The 19192-nt window shown below is 38.2% G+C and carries 15 protein-coding genes; 4 read left to right on the plus strand and 11 right to left on the minus strand.

The window, feature by feature from the left end; translation table 11 throughout:
* Nucleotides 1-395: 395 nt before the first annotated feature.
* From G7Y56_RS13370 to cysK, 4 genes are all read right to left on the minus strand, one after another.
* Nucleotides 396-695, minus strand: a complete 300-nt coding sequence (locus G7Y56_RS13370; protein ID WP_165044200.1) for a GIY-YIG nuclease family protein — start codon at nucleotides 693-695, stop codon at nucleotides 396-398.
* A gap of 893 nt (nucleotides 696-1588) precedes the next feature.
* Nucleotides 1589-2050 carry a GNAT family N-acetyltransferase gene (locus G7Y56_RS13375; RefSeq protein ID WP_165044202.1) on the minus strand — a complete coding sequence of 154 codons (462 nt, stop codon included), beginning with the start codon at nucleotides 2048-2050 and terminating at the stop codon, nucleotides 1589-1591.
* Nucleotides 2051-2057: 7 nt separating this feature from the next.
* Nucleotides 2058-3353, minus strand: a complete 1296-nt coding sequence (locus tag G7Y56_RS13380; protein ID WP_165044204.1) for an O-acetylhomoserine aminocarboxypropyltransferase/cysteine synthase family protein — start codon at nucleotides 3351-3353, stop codon at nucleotides 2058-2060.
* Nucleotides 3354-3449: 96 nt separating this feature from the next.
* Nucleotides 3450-4397: a cysteine synthase A gene (cysK, locus tag G7Y56_RS13385; protein WP_165020931.1), complete on the minus strand. Its 948-nt coding sequence runs from the start codon at nucleotides 4395-4397 to the stop codon at nucleotides 3450-3452.
* A 272-nt stretch (nucleotides 4398-4669) separates the two neighbouring features.
* Here cysK and murF point away from each other — a divergent pair, with 272 nt between their 5' ends.
* Complete coding sequence (murF, locus tag G7Y56_RS13390; protein ID WP_165044206.1) at nucleotides 4670-5956, plus strand: UDP-N-acetylmuramoyl-tripeptide--D-alanyl-D-alanine ligase; 1287 nt, start codon at nucleotides 4670-4672, stop codon at nucleotides 5954-5956.
* A 77-nt stretch (nucleotides 5957-6033) separates the two neighbouring features.
* Here the strand turns inward: murF and G7Y56_RS13395 are convergent, their stop codons facing one another.
* Nucleotides 6034-6804: a 3'-5' exonuclease gene (locus G7Y56_RS13395; RefSeq protein ID WP_165020934.1), complete on the minus strand. Its 771-nt coding sequence runs from the start codon at nucleotides 6802-6804 to the stop codon at nucleotides 6034-6036.
* A 92-nt stretch (nucleotides 6805-6896) separates the two neighbouring features.
* Nucleotides 6897-8021, minus strand: coding sequence for a DNA polymerase III subunit beta (gene dnaN / locus G7Y56_RS13400; protein WP_165044208.1), 1125 nt, complete (start codon nucleotides 8019-8021; stop codon nucleotides 6897-6899).
* A 175-nt stretch (nucleotides 8022-8196) separates the two neighbouring features.
* On the opposite strand from dnaN, the gene G7Y56_RS13405 reads away from it, so the two are divergent.
* From G7Y56_RS13405 to G7Y56_RS13415, 3 genes are read left to right on the plus strand one after another with little or no spacing between them, the layout of a single operon-like run.
* Nucleotides 8197-9558: a DUF4026 domain-containing protein gene (locus tag G7Y56_RS13405; RefSeq protein WP_165044210.1), complete on the plus strand. Its 1362-nt coding sequence runs from the start codon at nucleotides 8197-8199 to the stop codon at nucleotides 9556-9558.
* A 13-nt stretch (nucleotides 9559-9571) separates the two neighbouring features.
* A complete protein-coding gene (locus G7Y56_RS13410; RefSeq protein ID WP_165044212.1) occupies nucleotides 9572-10333 on the plus strand; it encodes a dienelactone hydrolase family protein in 762 nt (253 codons plus the stop codon).
* 24 nt (nucleotides 10334-10357) lie between these two features.
* Nucleotides 10358-11314 carry a glycosyltransferase gene (locus G7Y56_RS13415; RefSeq protein WP_165044214.1) on the plus strand — a complete coding sequence of 319 codons (957 nt, stop codon included), beginning with the start codon at nucleotides 10358-10360 and terminating at the stop codon, nucleotides 11312-11314.
* 15 nt (nucleotides 11315-11329) lie between these two features.
* On the opposite strand, the gene G7Y56_RS13420 is transcribed toward G7Y56_RS13415, so the two are convergent.
* From G7Y56_RS13420 to G7Y56_RS13440, 5 genes are all read right to left on the minus strand, one after another.
* A complete protein-coding gene (locus tag G7Y56_RS13420) occupies nucleotides 11330-11563 on the minus strand; it encodes a DUF4834 family protein (RefSeq protein WP_165020940.1) in 234 nt (77 codons plus the stop codon).
* A gap of 77 nt (nucleotides 11564-11640) precedes the next feature.
* Nucleotides 11641-12462 carry a DUF4249 domain-containing protein gene (locus G7Y56_RS13425; protein ID WP_165044216.1) on the minus strand — a complete coding sequence of 274 codons (822 nt, stop codon included), beginning with the start codon at nucleotides 12460-12462 and terminating at the stop codon, nucleotides 11641-11643.
* A gap of 8 nt (nucleotides 12463-12470) precedes the next feature.
* On the minus strand, nucleotides 12471-14795 hold the full coding sequence (locus tag G7Y56_RS13430) for a TonB-dependent receptor (RefSeq protein WP_165044218.1): 2325 nt from the start codon (nucleotides 14793-14795) through the stop codon (nucleotides 12471-12473).
* 435 nt (nucleotides 14796-15230) lie between these two features.
* On the minus strand, nucleotides 15231-16340 hold the full coding sequence (locus tag G7Y56_RS13435; RefSeq protein WP_165044220.1) for a PepSY domain-containing protein: 1110 nt from the start codon (nucleotides 16338-16340) through the stop codon (nucleotides 15231-15233).
* A gap of 195 nt (nucleotides 16341-16535) precedes the next feature.
* On the minus strand, nucleotides 16536-18947 hold the full coding sequence (locus G7Y56_RS13440; protein WP_165044222.1) for a TonB-dependent receptor: 2412 nt from the start codon (nucleotides 18945-18947) through the stop codon (nucleotides 16536-16538).
* Nucleotides 18948-19192: the final 245 nt, after the last annotated feature.

Raw genomic sequence — 19192 nt, forward strand, 5'->3', positions numbered from 1 at the left:
TTACAAGAAAACAGCTTAAGTAAGCTATTTTCCCTTTTTCAATCTGCCCCCCTAAAAAACGGGTAGTTGAAAAAGGAAAAATGCGATAACTTTTAACAATATTAATAGGAATTAATCATAGAATTCAGGGTATAAGAATAACAGAGAAAGAAGCACCCCTACTACCCCAAGAACAAGAATGCAAAGAGAGTATGTATGCAAATGCGTAAGGTGCGTAAAGAACTGTGCATGTTTACGCATTTACGCACTTTACGCAGTAGGTATAGTTAATAATATATCCTCTCTGTCATTCCGATACGCAGTGAGGAATCTAATTATGAACACTATATTATGATAGTGACAACAGATCCCTCACTACGTATCGGGATGACAGAATATAAGAATAACAGTCTTTCTTACTCGCTGATCTCTTCATTCAAAAAATTCCAATCAGGATTGAAACCATGGATAAGCTTTTCTTTTTTCTCTCGACGCCATCCTTTCAGTTCCTTTTCTCTGTCGATAGCCTGTGCTATATTTTCAAAATATTCCCAATATATAAGATAACATATATTATACCTGCCTGTGAAATGTCTTTTCCCATTACAAGAATCTTCTTGGTGTTCGTATAGTCGTCTGGCGAGATCATTTGTGACACCTATATAGAGAACGGTTTTACTCTTATTTGTAATTATGTAAACATAATAATTGTGCATGTATTTGCATTTTTATCTTTTCAAAAAGTAAATATAATACTTTACTTGAAAGATTAATAATTAGCTATTTCAACAAGGCTGTATATCTACATATTCTGTTGCTCTTACAATAATATTCTTTGCTCTCACAAGGCATAGTGAGATAGCCGCATTATCATCCTAAACAACTTAGATAGGAGATGCTTCTTTTCGTCAGCATAACAGGGAGATCAAGTGCGTAAATGCGTAAAGATGTTATATGTTTACGCACTTTACGCAGTAGATAAGCACTACTTTTACCCTCTCTGTCATTCCGATACGTAGTGAGGAATCTATTATATACATTGTATTATAAGAGAGAAGATCCCTCACTACGTATCGGGATGACAGGGTATAAGCAGAGTAGGATGACAACGTAAAAGATAACAACCTCTACTAGCCTCCCTAAGAGAAGAAATGCAAAGAGGATATATAAAGTTACAGAGAGGGTAGGTGCGTAAAAACCGTGCATGTTTGCATGTTTGCGTATTTACGCACTTTACGCACTTTACGCAGTAGATAAGCACTACTTTTATCCTCTCTGTCATTCCGAAACATAGTGAGGAATCTATTATATATATTGTATTATAAGAGAGCAGATCCCTCACTGCGTATCGGGATGACAGGGTATAAGCAGAGCAGGATGACAGGGTATAAGTATAATGGGCATAGGGTGACAGCGTAAGTGTAGCAGTATCCATTAGTCTCCTATTTTATAAAAGGATATAAATCGTATAAAAACATAGTCCAGAGAGGATAGGTGCGTAAATGCGTAAACATGTACAGTTCTTTACGCATCTTACGCACTTTACGCACTCTGGCAGAAAATGCTATATAAAAATAAGAAAGGGGCTATTACTAACCCCCTTCTTATCCTATACACTAAACACCATCATTATATTGCACCGATCATAACTCGAATCTGTTATGGGCACTTCTTTAAATCCTAATTTCCGATAGAGAATGATAGATGCTTCCATCTTTGTATTCCCTTCGAGAAAGAGATGATCTATATTACGCTCCTTTGCATAGTTTATCAGATACTCGCCTAACCTTCGTCCAAAACCCAAACCTTGCACGGTAGGACTTACAGCCATTTTGGCTAATTCGTAACTATCATTATGCGCATGCTTTATCAATGCACAACAACCAACCACTTCGCCATCGAGCAATGCCAGAAAAATCTGACCACCATTTGTTATAATATCCTCAACATTCTCTAATGTCTTAAGATCGGATTCTTCTAATACGAAGTAAGTCGTTATCCATTCGGTATTCAGCCGAATAAAATCTTGCTTATATATTGGTTTATATAATTCGATATTGACTTCAGCCATCAGGTTATTATATTTTTGCCAGTGCTTTTTCTAAATCTGCTTTAATATCTTCGATACTTTCGATTCCGACAGAAATACGCAGTAGACCCGGTATAGCACCTGTCGATATTTTTTCTTCTTCCGACAATTGATCGTGAGTTGTAGATGCAGGATGTATGATCAACGATTTTGCATCACCCACATTTGCCAGATGGCTTATCAGTTCCAAGTTGTTGATTACTGTATCGGCATTTGCTCCTGCACCTTTCACTTTGAATGAGATAACTCCGCCAAAGCCTTTTTTGAGGTACTTCTTAGCTAGAGTATGATATGCACTGCTTTCCAATCCGGGATAGTTTACATATTCTACTTTAGGATGTTTCTCCAACCATTGAGCGAGCTTAAGCGCATTCTCCACATGGCGCTCCATACGTAGCGATAGTGTTTCGAGCCCTTGCAACAACAGGAACGAGTTGAAAGGACTAATCGTATTACCCCAGTCACGAAGACCTTCTACACGGGCACGAAGCGTAAATGCGATATTACCGAAAGGACCATCCGTACCAAATACATCCCAGAACACAAGACCGTGATAACTTTCGGACGGGTTTGTAAACTCAGGAAATTTACCATTACCCCAATTGAATTTACCGCTATCGATAATCACACCGCCTAATGATGTACCATGACCGCCAATCCATTTGGTTGCACTTTCTACTACAACGCTTGCTCCATGCTCCAACGGACGGAAAAGATAACCTCCTGCTCCGAATGTATTATCTACAATAAGCGGTATATTATGTTTGTCTGCAACAGCAGCAATAGCTTCAAAATCGGGAATATTCAGATCGGGATTGCCGATTGTTTCAAGATAGATCGCTTTTGTCTTATCATCAATCAGTTTCTCGAACGATGCAGGTTCATCATTTGACGTGAAACGAGCCTCAACTCCCAGACGTTTGAACTGGTTCTTGAATTGATTGAATGTTCCGCCATAGAGATGTATTGTAGAAACAAAATTATCTCCGGCTGACAGAATATTGTTAAGTGCTATAAATTGAGCCGATTGTCCCGACGAAGTAGCCAAAGCAGATGCTCCACCTTCGAGTGCAGCAATACGCTTTTCGAATACATCGGTCGTAGGGTTCATTAAGCGGGTATAGATATTACCGAATTTTTTCAATGCGAAAAGATCGGCTCCATACTGTGCATCGTCGAATGTATACGAACTTGTCTGGTAAATGGGCACTGCACGCGAACGGGTATTTGGTTCTTTCTCTTGTCCGGCATGTACCTGTAATGTCTCAAATTTATAGTTGCTCATGATTCTGTATTTTTATATTTTATAATAAAGAGTAACCGACTGTTAGTGCGATTACTCTTCCGGAATTTAAATAGACTAACTAAATAACACTGTAACTTACAGTGGATATTCTTCGAAGGCATAAAGCACTGTCGACAGATAACGTTCTCCCGTATCGGGTAGTATAACGACAATGTTCTTTCCTTTATTTTCGGGTTTCTTAGCCAGTTGGGTTGCAACATATGTAGCAGCTCCCGACGATATACCTACAAGCAGACCTTCTTGGCGAGCCAATTCGCGGCTGGTGCGAATAGCGTCATCGTTGCTTACCTGTATCACCTGATCTACTACTTCGGCATTGTAGGTTTTAGGAATGAATCCCGCACCAATACCTTGTATTTTATGAGGACCCGGTTTTCCTCCCGACAACACGGGCGAGTCGGTAGGTTCTACAGCTATGATCTGTACATTAGGATTGTATTTTTTCAATACCTCTCCCACTCCGCTAACGGTACCACCTGTACCTACTCCTGATACAAAAATATCTACCTTACCATCTGTATCGCGCCATATCTCTTCAGCAGTTGTTCTTTTATGAACAGCAGGATTAGAAGGGTTGGAGAATTGTTGGAGAAGAACAGCTTTCGGATTTGCCTGTTGCAATTCTTCCGCTTTTGCTATTGCACCTTTCATACCATCGGGTCCGGGTGTCAATACGATATTAGCACCTAATGCTTTAAGCAAGTTACGACGCTCGATACTCATCGTTTCGGGCATTGTCAGAGTCAGCTTATAGCCTTTAGCCGCAGCTACAAATGCCAGACCGATACCTGTGTTACCACTTGTAGGTTCGATCAGTTCGCTGTCGGGTTTGAGTACGCCCGCAGCCTCTGCGTCTTCTATCATTGCATTTGCAATACGGTCTTTTACACTCGATGCAGGGTTGAAGTATTCTAACTTGGCTATTACATGTGCATCAGGACTGTGTTTCTTATTGTAATTGGTCAGCTCTAATAATGGAGTGTTACCAATTAAATCTGTTAATTTTTTTGCTATTTTACTCATCGGTGTTATAAATTTTAATTTTCAATGAGACAAAGTTAAATGATATTTATCAACTTTGAAATCACCATTATGAGGTATTTTCATACCATGTTTATGGTATATGAACGATTGATAATAATTCTAAAAAGCAATTAAGAAGAGTGTTAAATATCACTTTTTAACCTTACATTCGTACTAACTTAAATTTACCTAGAATTTCATATAAGAGTAAAACAATATATGAATAAAAGCGTTTTATAAAAGAAATAATTTATTAGCGTATTTTTAATATTATGGAGATACCTCAACTGTACGATATTTATAAAAAATATCCTTTAGTTACTACTGATACCAGGAATTGCACGAAAGATTCTTTATTCTTTGCCCTTAAAGGAGCAAATTTCAATGGTAACGAATACGCCTCAAAAGCAATCGAATCGGGATGCAGCTACGCAATTGTAGACGAAGCAAAATATGCTACTGCCCCCAATATTATATTGGTAGAAGACTGTCTGAAAACATTACAGCAACTGGCCAACTATCATCGCAAGAAACTAAAAATTCCAATTATAGGTATCACCGGAACCAATGGTAAAACGACTACCAAAGAGTTGATGATGTCGGTATTGGCAACAGAGTATAATGTGATTGCCACACAGGGCAATTTCAACAATCATATAGGCGTTCCATTAACCTTGTTGCGCATAAAGAAAGAACACGAGATAGCCATTATAGAAATGGGGGCTAATCATGTGGGCGAAATCAAGATTCTTGCCGACATAGCTGAACCCAACTACGGGCTGATCACCAATCTTGGTCATGCACATATAGAAGGCTTCGGTTCGTTCGAGAATATAGTGAAAACAAAAGGCGAATTGTACGATAGTGTGAGAAATGCGAAAGAAGGGAAAATATTTATCGACAATGACAATTCTCTGCTGAAGCAAATGGCTGATGGGATAACCACTATATCTTACGGACTCGAAGATGATTTATTTATTTCGGGCAAGGTACTATCGATCAATCCGTACCTTCACTTCGAGTGGAAATTTGCCAGTACTCAAAATGAGGTTAAGACAAAATTGATCGGTGAATATAATCTGTCGAATACGTTAGCAGCCATTACAGTGGGTAAGTATTTCGGTGTAAAAACCGAATTGATATGCAAGGCGATCGAGGAATATGAACCGACTAATAATCGCTCGCAACTAAAAGAGACTGATAAGAATATGCTTATCATCGATGCCTACAATGCCAATCCGACAAGTATGCATGCTGCTCTCGAGAACTTCAATCACATGAAAGTAAATCATAAGATACTTATCTTAGGAGACATGAAGGAACTGGGACCCGATACTGATATGGAGCATCAGAAGATCGCTGATTATATTGCCAAACGTGACTTTGAGAAAGTTTTTCTGGTAGGCGAATACTTCAACCGAGTAAAAACAAACCACCCACGATACAAGGATTTGGAAGAACTAAGAAGTTACATCGTACAGAATCCAATCAAAGACAGTTATATATTGATCAAAGGATCGAGAGGTATACAGTTGGAGCGGTGTATAGATGTATTGTAAAGATATTAAAATAGGACAAACAAAATAGGCATGAATTTCTTCATGCCTATTTTTGTATTATGTAATAGATGTAGCAATTACTTGTTCATCTCTCTTAATCTGATCTTTGTAAGAGCTTGCTTTGTATTCAAAGGGAAATCGGCATCCATCATCCATGCATAGAAGCTAGGTTCTGATTTTAAGACCTGCGCCACAGGTTTACCCTTATGTTTTCCGAAATTAAATATTTCGATTCCATTCTCATCTTTAATAATACGACCTGCGAGATCAACATTGTTATTGAAAAAAGAATATTCGGCAGCCAGTTTTTCCATATCGTTTTCCAGATCGGGGTATCTATCTAACTGCGCTTTCAGTACTTCGAACGTAGCAAGCGTATCGGCTTCTGCCGAGTGGGCATCGACTAACGTCTTGTTGCAATAGAATTTGTATGCAGCCTCAAGGGTACGTTGTTCTTTTTTATGGAAAATAATCTGCACATCGATCATTTTTCTCTTACTGAAATCAATATCAACACCTGCACGAAGAAACTCTTCTGCAAGAAGCGGAATATCGAAACGACTCGAATTGAAGCCTGCCAGATCACAGCCTTCCATCTGATCGGCCAATGATTTTGCTATCTGACGAAATGTAGGGCAATCTTTTACATCCTCGTCAGAGATACCATGAATGGCAGTTGCTCCGGGAGGAATAGGCATTTCGGGATTCAGCCGTTTTGTTCTCACCTCCTCTTTTCCATTTGGAAAAGCCTTCAGATATGATATTTCAACTATCCTATCGTGAACAGTATCAGTACCGGTTGTTTCTAAATCAAAAAAAATCAATGGGTTCTTTAAATTCAATTCCATAAAATGGTATTTTAAGAAAAAACTTTATCACTCTTCTATTTATGAGGAAGACTGATAAAGTTTCTATGATATAATTATTATTTTCTGTTCAATTAATCGTTAAGCATCATCGGCATCAACAACATCAATAAATCTTCGTTCTCCTCGTTTTCGGTAGGGATAATAAGTCCTGCACGAGATGGATCTGATAGCTCTAACGACACCTCTGTAGAAGGGATATTATTTAGTATATCTATAAGGAAACTCGATTTGAATCCGATATTCATAGGAGAACCGGTATAATCGCACGGAATAGTTTCTTCCGCAGCAGTAGAAAAGTCGATATCCTGAGCCGACACAACGATACTTTTGTCCGACAACTGCAATCTGATAAGGTTGCTCGCCTGATTAGAAAATACCGATACACGTTTCAATGCATTCAGAAATGCTAAACGATCAAGTATAACTTTGTTTGTATTATTTTGAGGGATCACCGAGTTATAATTCGGATAACGTCCTTCTATAAAGCGACAAGTCATTGTATAGCTCGACATTTTTATATAAGCGTTATTCTCATCGAATTTTATCTCAACTGTTTCCGATTCTTTAGGAAGAATAGAACGTAGCAAGTTAGCCGGTTTTTTAGGAAGAATAAACGATGCTCTTTCCTCTCCTTTAGCTGCAAGAGTTTTGCAACGCACAAGTTTATGACCATCCGATGCGACAAAAGTCAGATCGTCTGCTGTTATATCAAAATAAACACCATTCATTACAGGGCGAAGTTCATCATCTGCACTTGCAAACAATGTACGATTGATACCCGAAAACAATACCTGAGGATCGAGAGTCAGGCTAACAGCCGAATCTTTCAATTCTTTAGGTTGTGGATAATCGTCGCCACTCTGACCGATAAAATTATATTTTCCGTTGTGGAAATAAATAAATGTTTCCAGATTATCGCTATTTATTTCGAAAGTCAATGGTTGCTCAGGAAGCTCCTTTAGTGGATCAAGCAAATTCTTTGCATTAACAGCAAATTTGCCACTACCTTCTGCCTCGTTCACTTCGAGAGAAGTAACCAGACGCGTTTCCGAATCGGCAGCAGTAAGTGAAAGAGTAGAACCGTTAAGGTCTAATAAGAAACAGTCCAAGATAGGCAATGTATTTTTTGAATTGATCACCTTACTTATCGCTTGCAAATGGCTTAATAAAGCCGTGCTAGATACCACAAATCTCATATTCTTCCTTCTATTTAGTATTTATACTTTTGTATTTTTATTAAAGCAAATGTAAAGAAAAAAATTGACTGCAACAAGCGGGCTAATACATTATAACAAGTTCAATTTACAATATAAATAATGCTGTCGTTTTTTTTACTAAATTTGCTTTGAATACACACCCAAACAATGCAATATGGACAATAAAGAAAAATATGATTTATTGGCAGACGGAGAAACAGGTCTGCCTTCTACAATGGGTATTATACCAAGCGACACAAATTTTAAGTTCGACACGAATCAAATAGAAAAATCTCTTGCCAGCAGTAAGGATTTCAAACTGAATGCATTTACAAAAGAAGAAGATAACGATTTTGCGATTCTGACTTTCAGTGCCGAGATCGAGTATCTGGACGAAGTTTATAATATGGATCTTTATGTCTGTGAAACAAACAACATAGATCTGGCAAACTATGGATTTGGAAATCAGATAGATGAAAAATCATTAGATATTGCTCAAAAACAAGAATATTATCTGGAGACATCGATGTATTTTGGAGAAGACCCACTGACAGCCTTCCACCTCCAGTTGAAAATAATGAATGCAATTGTACCCGATGCCAGCTTGGCTATCGACTTCATGTCGTATCGCCTGCTTTCGGCACAATGGCTCGGTATGACAGCCAAATCTCCCACCCCTCCATCGCCCGACTATCTGTATACGCTGCACTGCATATATAACGATGAAGAAAACGGAACACGCAGATATTGGTTTCATACACATGGCCTGCATCGCTGCGGCACAGTAGAACTAGAGATGCTAAATATTACACAAGGTGCAGAGCAAATGCATACGTTGATAAATATGACCGTCAAAAAATTCTTAACGAATGCTGCGCGGGAGAAAGAACGATTTGTGATCGGCTACGATGGCATGGGCATCAACCTTTGCTGGCTACGCTGGGAAGAAGCTTTAAAGGATTTCCCTCAACTCGTATTGGGCGGAAAAGGTGATAGAGAAAGCGAAGAAGGAGATAATGTACATGCCGAACCATCGGGAATCTTATTTGCCGTAGAAGACGGTAATATGGTTTCGCCCGAAATATACGCTTCGACATTGGCTGAGAATCCGATATACTATATCACGACCGAAGAGACGAATCGTATGAGCGATTTAGCAAAAGAGCGATTTTCGATGTTTAAGCAAGTATTCGAAAAAGAAAGCCCGAAACCCGAAAGTAAGTCTTTCCTCAAAAATATACTAGGATCGAAGAAGGAAAAAGAAAATGAGCAAAAATGGACTTTTCTCGTAAAACTGGGACTGGATGTAGATAATCCCGATGAAGGTGCAAGTGAGAAAGAACACCTATGGTTCGATACTCTTTCTATCAGCAACAATCAGATAGAAGGTAAATTACTCAATCAGCCTTACTGGATATCTAATCTGAATGAGGGGGATGTAAAAACCTATCCGATAGAACTTTTGACAGATTGGATTATATATTCACCTGATAGTACATACACTACCGATTCTATTTACGAATTAGGTCTTTTATAATAAATCAATAGCTATGAAAAGTAGATTTTTATTTATTGTGCTTCTTCTTTGCTCGTCTATTGCATTTGCACAGTTTCAGAAAGTACGGTTTCAGGTAAACGGTATTTCCTTGCCCTATCAGGTATTATATCCTGAAGGCTTTGACGACTCGAAACAATATCCGCTGCTTGTATTCCTTCATGGTGCAGGTGAACGAGGGAATGATAATGAGAAGCAGCTGACACACGGAAAGGATTTCCTTTTGCAGGCACAACAACAATGCCCTGCAATTGTAATTGCTCCGCAATGCCCCGACGATTCTTATTGGTCGAACGTAAAAATAAACGGCATAAATAATAAAATAACATTTACATTTGGCGAATCAGATATAGCCACGCCTCCAATGAACGCACTTATTGCTCTGGTTAACGACTGGCTTTCGTCGGGACTTATCGACACCAAGCAAGTATATGTAGGCGGCTTATCGATGGGTGGTATGGGTACATTCGAATTGCTATGGCGTATGCCTAATACGTTCGCTGCGGCATTTCCTATCTGTGGAGGAGGCGACACGGGAAAGGTTTCAACTTATGCGAAAAACACTTCTGTATGGATATTTCATGGCGACAGCGACGGTGTTGTACCTGTAAGCAATTCGCAGGTAATGCATCATGCCTTACAACAGGCTGGCTGCGATGTGAAATACACTGAATATCCGGGCGTAAACCACAATAGCTGGGAAAATGCTTTCGCTGAAAAAAACTTATTCCCTTGGTTATTCAATCATAAGAAATAAAACTCATTCTAAAAATTCAAGTATATGCAAACCCTTTCTGTCATTGTTCCGTGCTACAACGAGGAAGCCGTTATTCAGGAATTCTATAACCGCACAAAAAAGGTTTTAGATTCGCTGAGAAATGAAAACATAGATGCTTATATCATCTTCATCAACGATGGCAGTAAAGATAAAACAAAGTATATACTCAATTGTATAGCGGCACAAGATGATCATGCACAGGTGATTCACTTCTCTCGTAACTTCGGTCACCAACCGGCGGTAACAGCCGGCTTGAATAATTGCGAGAGCGATATGGCGGTTATAATCGACTCCGACTTGCAAGACCCTCCCGAACTAATTCCGGAGTTAGTGAAAGCCCATCTGGAAAATGAAGCCAGTGTTGTATATTGTGTTCGTAAGATACGTAAGGGTGAAACATTTTTCAAGAAATTTACAGCGAAGATGTTTTATAAAACGATGAACGAGCTTTCGGAGGTGGAATTCCCACGCGACACGGGCGACTTCCGACTTATAGATAAGAAAGCTATCAAAGCCTTTAATCAATTAAAGGAAAAAGGGAAATATATCCGGGGATTAATCTGCTGGATAGGCTTCAAACAAATTCCATTCTATTACGACAGGGACGAACGTTTTGCCGGAGAAACAAAATACCCACTAAAAAACATGCTCGTTTTTGCTAAGAAAGCCTTACTTTATTTTTCTAAAAAACCATTAAAAGTATCTGTCAGTTTAGGCTTCATTGCTTTCTTCATAGGGATAGCATACGCTTTGTGGGTATGGCTCGGCAGTTGGCTAGGATACACAGGAGCCATTACAGGATGGACTTCTACAATTATACTGATTATATTTTTCGGTGGTGTACAGCTATTGACAATAGGTGTACTTGGAGAATACATCGGCGTTCTTTTTGATGAAGTGAAGAACAGACCCGAATATATTATAGAAGAGAAAATGAATTTTAAAGAAGAGAATGAATAAGCCTATGCGGTTTATTCATTCCTCATCTTTTACTTCTTCATAGCTTACATACTCCCCTTCTTTATCAGAGAAGTATTTTTTATTATCAGTGCCAGAGTTATTCTCGTTAGACTGTCTCGATTTATTTTGTTGACGACGATTTGTATTTGTATTTCCCGGATTAAAAAATCGGATTACCCGACCGAGTATAGACCCAAAAACAAATATCACAAGTATGAAAACAATAAATAATATAAGTAGAAATTTCATGCGACAAACAAGTTTCTAATGGTTATCAACACAAATATACAGAATTTATTACTCAAAACATACTATGCCTTCTGTTTCTAATTTGCCTTTTTGGTATAAATATTACTCTCGTCTATTATAATTTCTCTGGTACTAAGCCCATAAGCACTAAAGCAACCTAATACTCCACCCGAAAAATTACTGATCGGATTGGTACCTCCTCCGGCAGCAACAGAATACATCATAGTAAGATAGAAATCGTAGGCCCCAGTGTCAATAGTCCGCATTTCGACTCTTATTGTATCTCCTATTTCCAGAACTCTATCATCATTATCTTCTTTATCAAAAAACAGTATTTCATGGGTATTTCTACCATTTTTATATTCATCGTTTCCTACGTAGATAGTACTAAGACGAGCACCGTTTACAAATGTAGTATAGTAATAATAGTTTTTTACGTCAGCCGGATCATCGAAGATAACAGTAGGTGAATAGAAATGCTCTGTTCCAACTTCAATATTGTAAATATAGAGACTATCGATCGCTACAGTTTCCAGCAGCTTCGAGGTCGCGGTATATGAGTCGTCTCCGACCTTTACATTTAATGTGTAGGTTTTATTTGCAGTTCCAAACATGGCGTGCGATTGATAGACACCGGGCATGGACTCTATTAACACTTCGGTATTACCTGCATCATCCGATAGAGTTATAATACCACCCGACACAGTCGGCACAGAACTATTGTTATAATAATCCTGAGTTGTACTTAGAAGAACAACACATGGCGCATTCTCTTTTATAGTGGCATCTATCACAAGAAGCGGATCTACCGATCTCAGATCGAGATCTACTATCTCCTCGCATGAAACTAACGACATTGTGAATACAACTGTCAATAATATATATATATACTTTTTCATCTTCATTTTTAAAATTTAAAGTTCCACGAAACAGACGGAATAACACTAAAGAGATAAATCATATAGGTCTCCGATTTTGAACTGTCTTCTTTACTTTGTCTAAAACCATAGGCGTATGCATTCTTGCGACCGTATGCATTATAGAGACTGAATACCAATTCGGAATAGCGTCTCTTTGTATTTTTCAGGATACACGTAGCACCTAAGTCCATACGATGATATGCAGGAGCACGATATAAGTTACGCCCTTCGTAGTAAGGAATTACATGTCCGTCCACTACGTATTTTCCACTAGGAAATGTCATTGGAGCACCTGTTGCATAAACAAATGTACCCGACAGAGACCATTTCTTTGTCAGATCGAACATTCCAACCACCGAGATATCATGTGTACGATCCTGATTGGCAACGTACCAATCACCATCATTTATACCATCAATTTTTTTCTCACTACGAGCAAGGGTGTAACCGACCCAGCCGTTGAATCGCCCGTATTTCTTTTTAAGGAATAATTCCAGACCATAAGCCCGACCTTTTCCAAAAAGGAGATACGGCTCAACATTCTCTTTACGCATAATATCTGCGGTTCCGTCCTTATAGTCGATCTGATTCTCCAAGTTCTTATAATATACCTCTGCACTAAACTCAAACGTATTGTTTGCAAAATTACGGAAGTATCCTAACGATACCTGGTTAGCCAGTTCGGGTTTGATATGATTTGTATTCGTTACCCATCTGTCGGAAGGGGTGGCTTCCATATTAGAAACCTTGAGCATGTGCATATTTTGTGCTGTACGGGTAAAAGCGGCCTTGATGGAAGACACTTTATCCAATTGGTAAGCGATTGAAAAACGAGGCTCGAAGTTGAAATATGTTTTTACAAATTCGCCACGTCTCGAAGTAATTGTATCGACAACATTATTATAATTATCGTATGTGAAGAAATCCCCTCCACCCAATGTGCTGGCCGTAGATACACGTATACCATAACTTATTTCGAGGTTATCATTTATCTTCGTATTGTTACTGGCGAAAATAGAATTTTCCCACGAATAGCGATGAGCAAAAGGTGTTACTTCTAATGCCTCAGGATCTTCTGCGGTTATATTACCCGGTACAATAGTACGATATATACTATTGAAACCAAGCTTTATCGTATTTTTACTATTAGGGTAGAAATTAAACTCCTGATTAATATTGTAATCGGTTATTGTCGATGCTACTTTAAACTTATCCGTAAGATCCACAGTTACATTGTAACCATAATTGGTAAGGGTGAGTGAAGTCATCGATGACGCTTTGTTGCTGAATCGGTGATTCCATTTTCCGCTGACAAGTGAGTTACCCCAATCTACCATGGCAATATCATTTAATCCTAACTTATCCTTCCCATGATATGCAGATATGGTCAGTTTATCATTATCCGATAATATATAGCTCAATTTCGCATTAAGATCATAAAAATATAACGTAGAACTATTTACGGCAGATACACCCATCAATTTCCCTAATGCATCGGCATAAGTACGACGACCCGAAACAATGAAAGACGATTTATCTTTTTGCAAAGGCCCTTCTACCGTCAGTTTCGAAGATATAAGACCAATGCCCCCACTAACAGTATAGTCTTTCATGTTACCATCGCGCATACTCACATCGAGTGCAGATGATAAACGACCACCATATTGAACCGGCATAGAGCCCTTATAGATAGTCATATCTCCAACTGCATCGGAATTGAATGTAGAGAAGAATCCGAAAAGATGCGAAGGATTATATACCAATGCATTGTCGAGTAGTATCAGATTCTGATCTCCACTTCCTCCCCGCACATAAAAGCCCGTATTTCCTTCTCCGGCACTCTGTATTCCGGGTAATAGCTGAATCGTTTTTAGAATATCACGCTCCCCAAGAAGAACAGGTATCTTATTAATAGTCTCGATCTCTAAACGATCTACTCCCATTTGTACACTTTTTACATTCTCATCTCTCTTTACAGCAGTAATTTCAATCTCATTTAAAGATACAACTTCAGATAAAAGGTCGATATCCAGAGTTTGATTTTTCTCTACTTTCACTCTCTTTTCCTGTGTATGGAAACCCAAAAGCTTAAAAATCAAAGTGTATTCGCCAGGAGATAGTGAAATGGTATAGTTACCTGACTCATTACTAAAACTACCCTGTTGCGGTAATTCTTTTATCCCTACCGATACACCTACTAGCCATTCCTGGGTTTCAGCTTCGCAAACTTTACCTTTAATCGTGTATTTATTTTGTGCTGATAGAGTTGCACTCAATAGTAATAGTAAAGTTGTTAAAAAAAGATTTCTCATTGTTTGTTTATTAAGACTTTCTCAGTCATATTTCACCTCTATTAACGACGAAATGTTCATTTTATTTAGATAATTCTAAAAAAACGAACATTTATCTGATTTGGGATGCAAAGATAAGACTATTTATAGAATTATCTGAACTCGAATTAACAATAAATAAAAATGTTTTAACAAAAGACAGCGATCTAATAAACAATACCTTAACGGCAGCTTGATCCAAAGCCGGAAAAAGAATTGTTATTATCATATCGTTTGTTGTTATTTTCTTACCTAAATATTACGGAACAAAAATATGAAATACCTCAACGCAAAGCCAAAATAGTAGACCAACACGGTCAATTAGTAGACGAAAAAGAGGAAACTACATGAACAACTTATCCACCTTGACATTGAAGTATCCAATACCTCCCGATCAAGTTCTTGATTTAAGGCAGATTAGTCTTTAGAGCGTTTCTTTTTCTTCCGCTTTTTTCTTTTTACATAAAATAGGTAATAACCTGTAAGAGGTAGGCTTGCCCCTATAAGTGATGCGAGACATGTAAGAATCTTTGACCATACACCCCAATAGTTTCCGACATGCAGGCTATATGCCCATCCCCATATGCGGGTTGTCTTTGCCTGATCTTTATACAAAGTCACTTTCTTGATCTGCCCTGTCTTTTTATCGAAGTCATATTTATCATTAGCACGAGATACTGCTGACGATTTGAGATGCACGAGAGATGTGCCGTCCTGAACTCTTATATATTCATAATCGGGATTAGCTACTTTTACCTCTTCGAATACAGATTGCCAATGCGTTGGGTTTACAGCCGGCTTTTCTTTCTTCTCTCCACCATGCGTACGAGGTCGCTCACTGGGTTCTTCGACACCGAATGCTGTGAATACGGCAAGTCTATACCATTCGAAAGACCACATCAATCCTGTCAATGCACATACGAGAAGTATCAGACAGGCATACATACCCAAAACATTGTGCAAATCGTAAAACAAACGTTTACGACCCGATCTTGTTTTGATAGTAAATCTGCCTTTCCATTTTTTCTTACCTTTATTCTTGCTCTTTGGCATCCATAAAACTGCTCCGCTAACAAGTATAAAAGCAAGTAGTATTGTCGATATTCCAACAGTATATTTCCCCCATGTACGGCTACCATCCATCAACCAACGGTGTAGCGACATTATTGTCCAGAAAAAACTCTCACGAGGTTCGTATTTTCCAACTACCTCTCCGGTATATGGGTTTACAAATGCTACAACCCGGAATCCTTCGGCCAAAGTCATCGTATAAGTACGATTCGGATCAGAACTAACCTTAACATCCGACACTGTATTGTCTTTTAATTGTGCATCGACAATCGGTACTAATTCATTTAGTGGAATCGGTGAACCTTTTACCTCTTCAATAAAATAATGATGGGGATTACATGCCTCTAATATCTCGTCCTGAAAAACGAGTATTGCTCCGGTCAAACATGTAATTGATATAATAAGACCAACAGGAAGTGCCAGCCATTTATGAAATCTTCTGAAAAATTTTCTCATATTAATATTAAAAAAAGTTCCGATGTATTTGAGTTATCAATCACATCGGAACAACTATCATCAAAGTTTAGTAATTATAGAATTGTAGTATCATTATTTCCTACAAGAATGCTTTACAAATATCTGAACTTATATCTGTCTCGGCAATCACAATATATAATGATATTTAGATACTGCCATCACAACAAATAGTGATTAGAAGTGATACGATAGTACTCCTGCAAAATTACGAGGATCGATCTGATTGATATATCCGCCGCGATAATACGAGTTGTATCCAAGTTCGTCAAATATATTATTGAAAAATACACGTGCTGTGACCCTACCTATATTGTAAGCTAATTGTGCATTTACAGTTGTATACGCCGGCATATCGAATGGCTGTTTGCCTGTAAGTGTACCTTCATGTCCGTTCGGCTTCAAACTATAATCATCGATAGGACGCTTGCCTACATAATAAGCACCTAGCCCAATAGAAAGACCTTTCAATGGCGACTTATCTATGGTATAGAACACCCAACTATTTGCCGTATGTGCTGCTGTATTGATAGGTGCAGAGCCTTCCTGATAAGAAGGACTGTTTGTGTATCTGGCATTCGTATATGAATAACCCAGCATTACTTGCAGATTAGACAAAATACGGCCGGTCAATTCCAATTCAACACCATTTCGTTTCAGATCTCCCGCTTTAAAATAATAGCCGGTAGTTACTTGAGAACCCTTATCTACATTATATTCATATTCTGAATTCGTCAGATTGTCTGTCAGTATATCAAAATAGGTGAAGTTAAAACGAAGCCTGTTATCAAGCCAATCGGATTTAATCCCTGCTTCCCACTGTTTTGTAGTAGATGCACCTGCTAAAGTAACTCTGTCTTCCAATATATTGGCTGAATTCCTCAGATTGGTACTCGTTGTATATGACCCGAATACATTAACATTTTTGAGAGGCGTTAGCATCAATCCCACCATAGGATTCCAAGCATTACTTGTAGTTATTCCTCCGCCTACATTATCGGTAGATATAGAACTGAAACGAATTCCGAGAATCAGTTTTACGTATTCATTAATTGTCATAACCTCTTGTGCCATTATACCATAAGTAGTATATTTTGTAAGAACCGGATCTTTCGCAACCACATATTTTTTTATAGAATCTTGAGGTGGTGCAATATTAGGAATATCAGAATTTACAATATCCACATTACCCAACGCATAAGGTGAAAAAGCTATTGCAGATGCATTTGCGGTTCTATAATCGAACCCAACTTGAAATGTATGCTTGATAGTACCTGTATAAACATCCTGGCCTACAAAGTCCAACTGGAAAGTTGAATTTTTGTCATCACGAATACTTCTTGTTAATGATCTCGCTCTAACATTATAATCATTCTTTACTGCGGCAGTGCCAACAGATGTGCTGAAATTATCAAAGTTGTATGAAGAATTAAAATAAGCAGCTCTTATACTCAATTTATCAGCAATTTTACGTGTCATACGTGCTGAATAAGTCAATGTCTTAGTATTAACATTATCAGCATCTGTACCTGTAAATTTATTATGAGGAATTTCATACAATGCTTCTGTACTCGCATCTGCCAAATTAATAGCAGCGAGAACAGGCGTTGTGTTTTCGTTCATATAATCCATCTCCAATGTTATTGCAGTCTTATCATCGGGACGCCATTCAAATGACGGATTGATATATACTTTGCTTAAAGATACTATCGGCCTATAGTTATCCGAACGCTCATAAGCTCCATTGAGACGGAAAGCAACAGTTTTCTTATCATCTAAAACAGATTGCACATCGAAAGTTGGTCGAATCTGACCCCAACTTCCAACTCGCAAAGCAACCTCTCCTGAGTTTGTAAATTTAGGCGTTTTTGTAACTACATTTATTACACCTCCTGCATTTCCTATATCAGTTATAACACCTTGTGTAATAGCGGCAGAACCCTTGATCATCTGAATACTTTCAACCCCTTGCATATCTGTCTGGATTGAGGCTGTCTGAAATTGAGAATCTGTTCTCACACCGTTCTTTAGCACAGGAATAGCCCGGAATCCTCTGCTTGAGAAACTTTCTTTGACGCCTCCATACGATCCGAATAATATCACACCCGGTACATTTTGAATAGCATCGGTAACAGTCAAGGCTCCCTGTTCTGCAATAACCTTCTCCGAAATTATAGATATACTTTGTATCTGCTCACTCGGACGGAGTGGCATACGTGTAATAGCATCAAGCTTTTCGGGTTTTTTATGACGTTCGCCAAAAACTTCTATTTCTTGAAGTTGGGTGTTAGGCTTCATATCGAACTGGATAATAATATCGGAATGTTCTGATAATCTGACCTCTCTAGTCTCATTTTCGTATCCTACAAAACTGGCTACAACAGTAACCTGACCTTCAGGCAGACCTCTGAACCTGAATCTTCCGTCATTATCCGTAGATGTTCCTTTATTTATTTCTTTAACAACAACTGTTGCTGCTGCTAAAGGTTCTCCGTTTTCATCAAGTACTTTCCCTTTTATTACTTGAGCTGCTACAAATGATATACTAGCAACTAATAATAAAAGGATAATGCAAATCCTTTTTGACATAATTTGTTTATTTAGTGAATTGAATGGTTAAAAAATCTTTACAAAGATCCCAATAACCCTAAAAAGACACAATAACTATATATGGGGATATTTGTGAGTACAATAACCATAAATAGGGATTGATCCTTTTTCATATTTACAAATCTTAAAAAAATGGCACAACCATCCTTAGACACGCTATAATGGTGAATAAACATTTTTTTCAACAAAAAACAGGATTAAAAGACGAGGAAGAAAAGAAATAT

This window comes from Dysgonomonas sp. ZJ709, assembly GCF_011039195.1.
Taxonomy (GTDB): domain Bacteria; phylum Bacteroidota; class Bacteroidia; order Bacteroidales; family Dysgonomonadaceae; genus Dysgonomonas.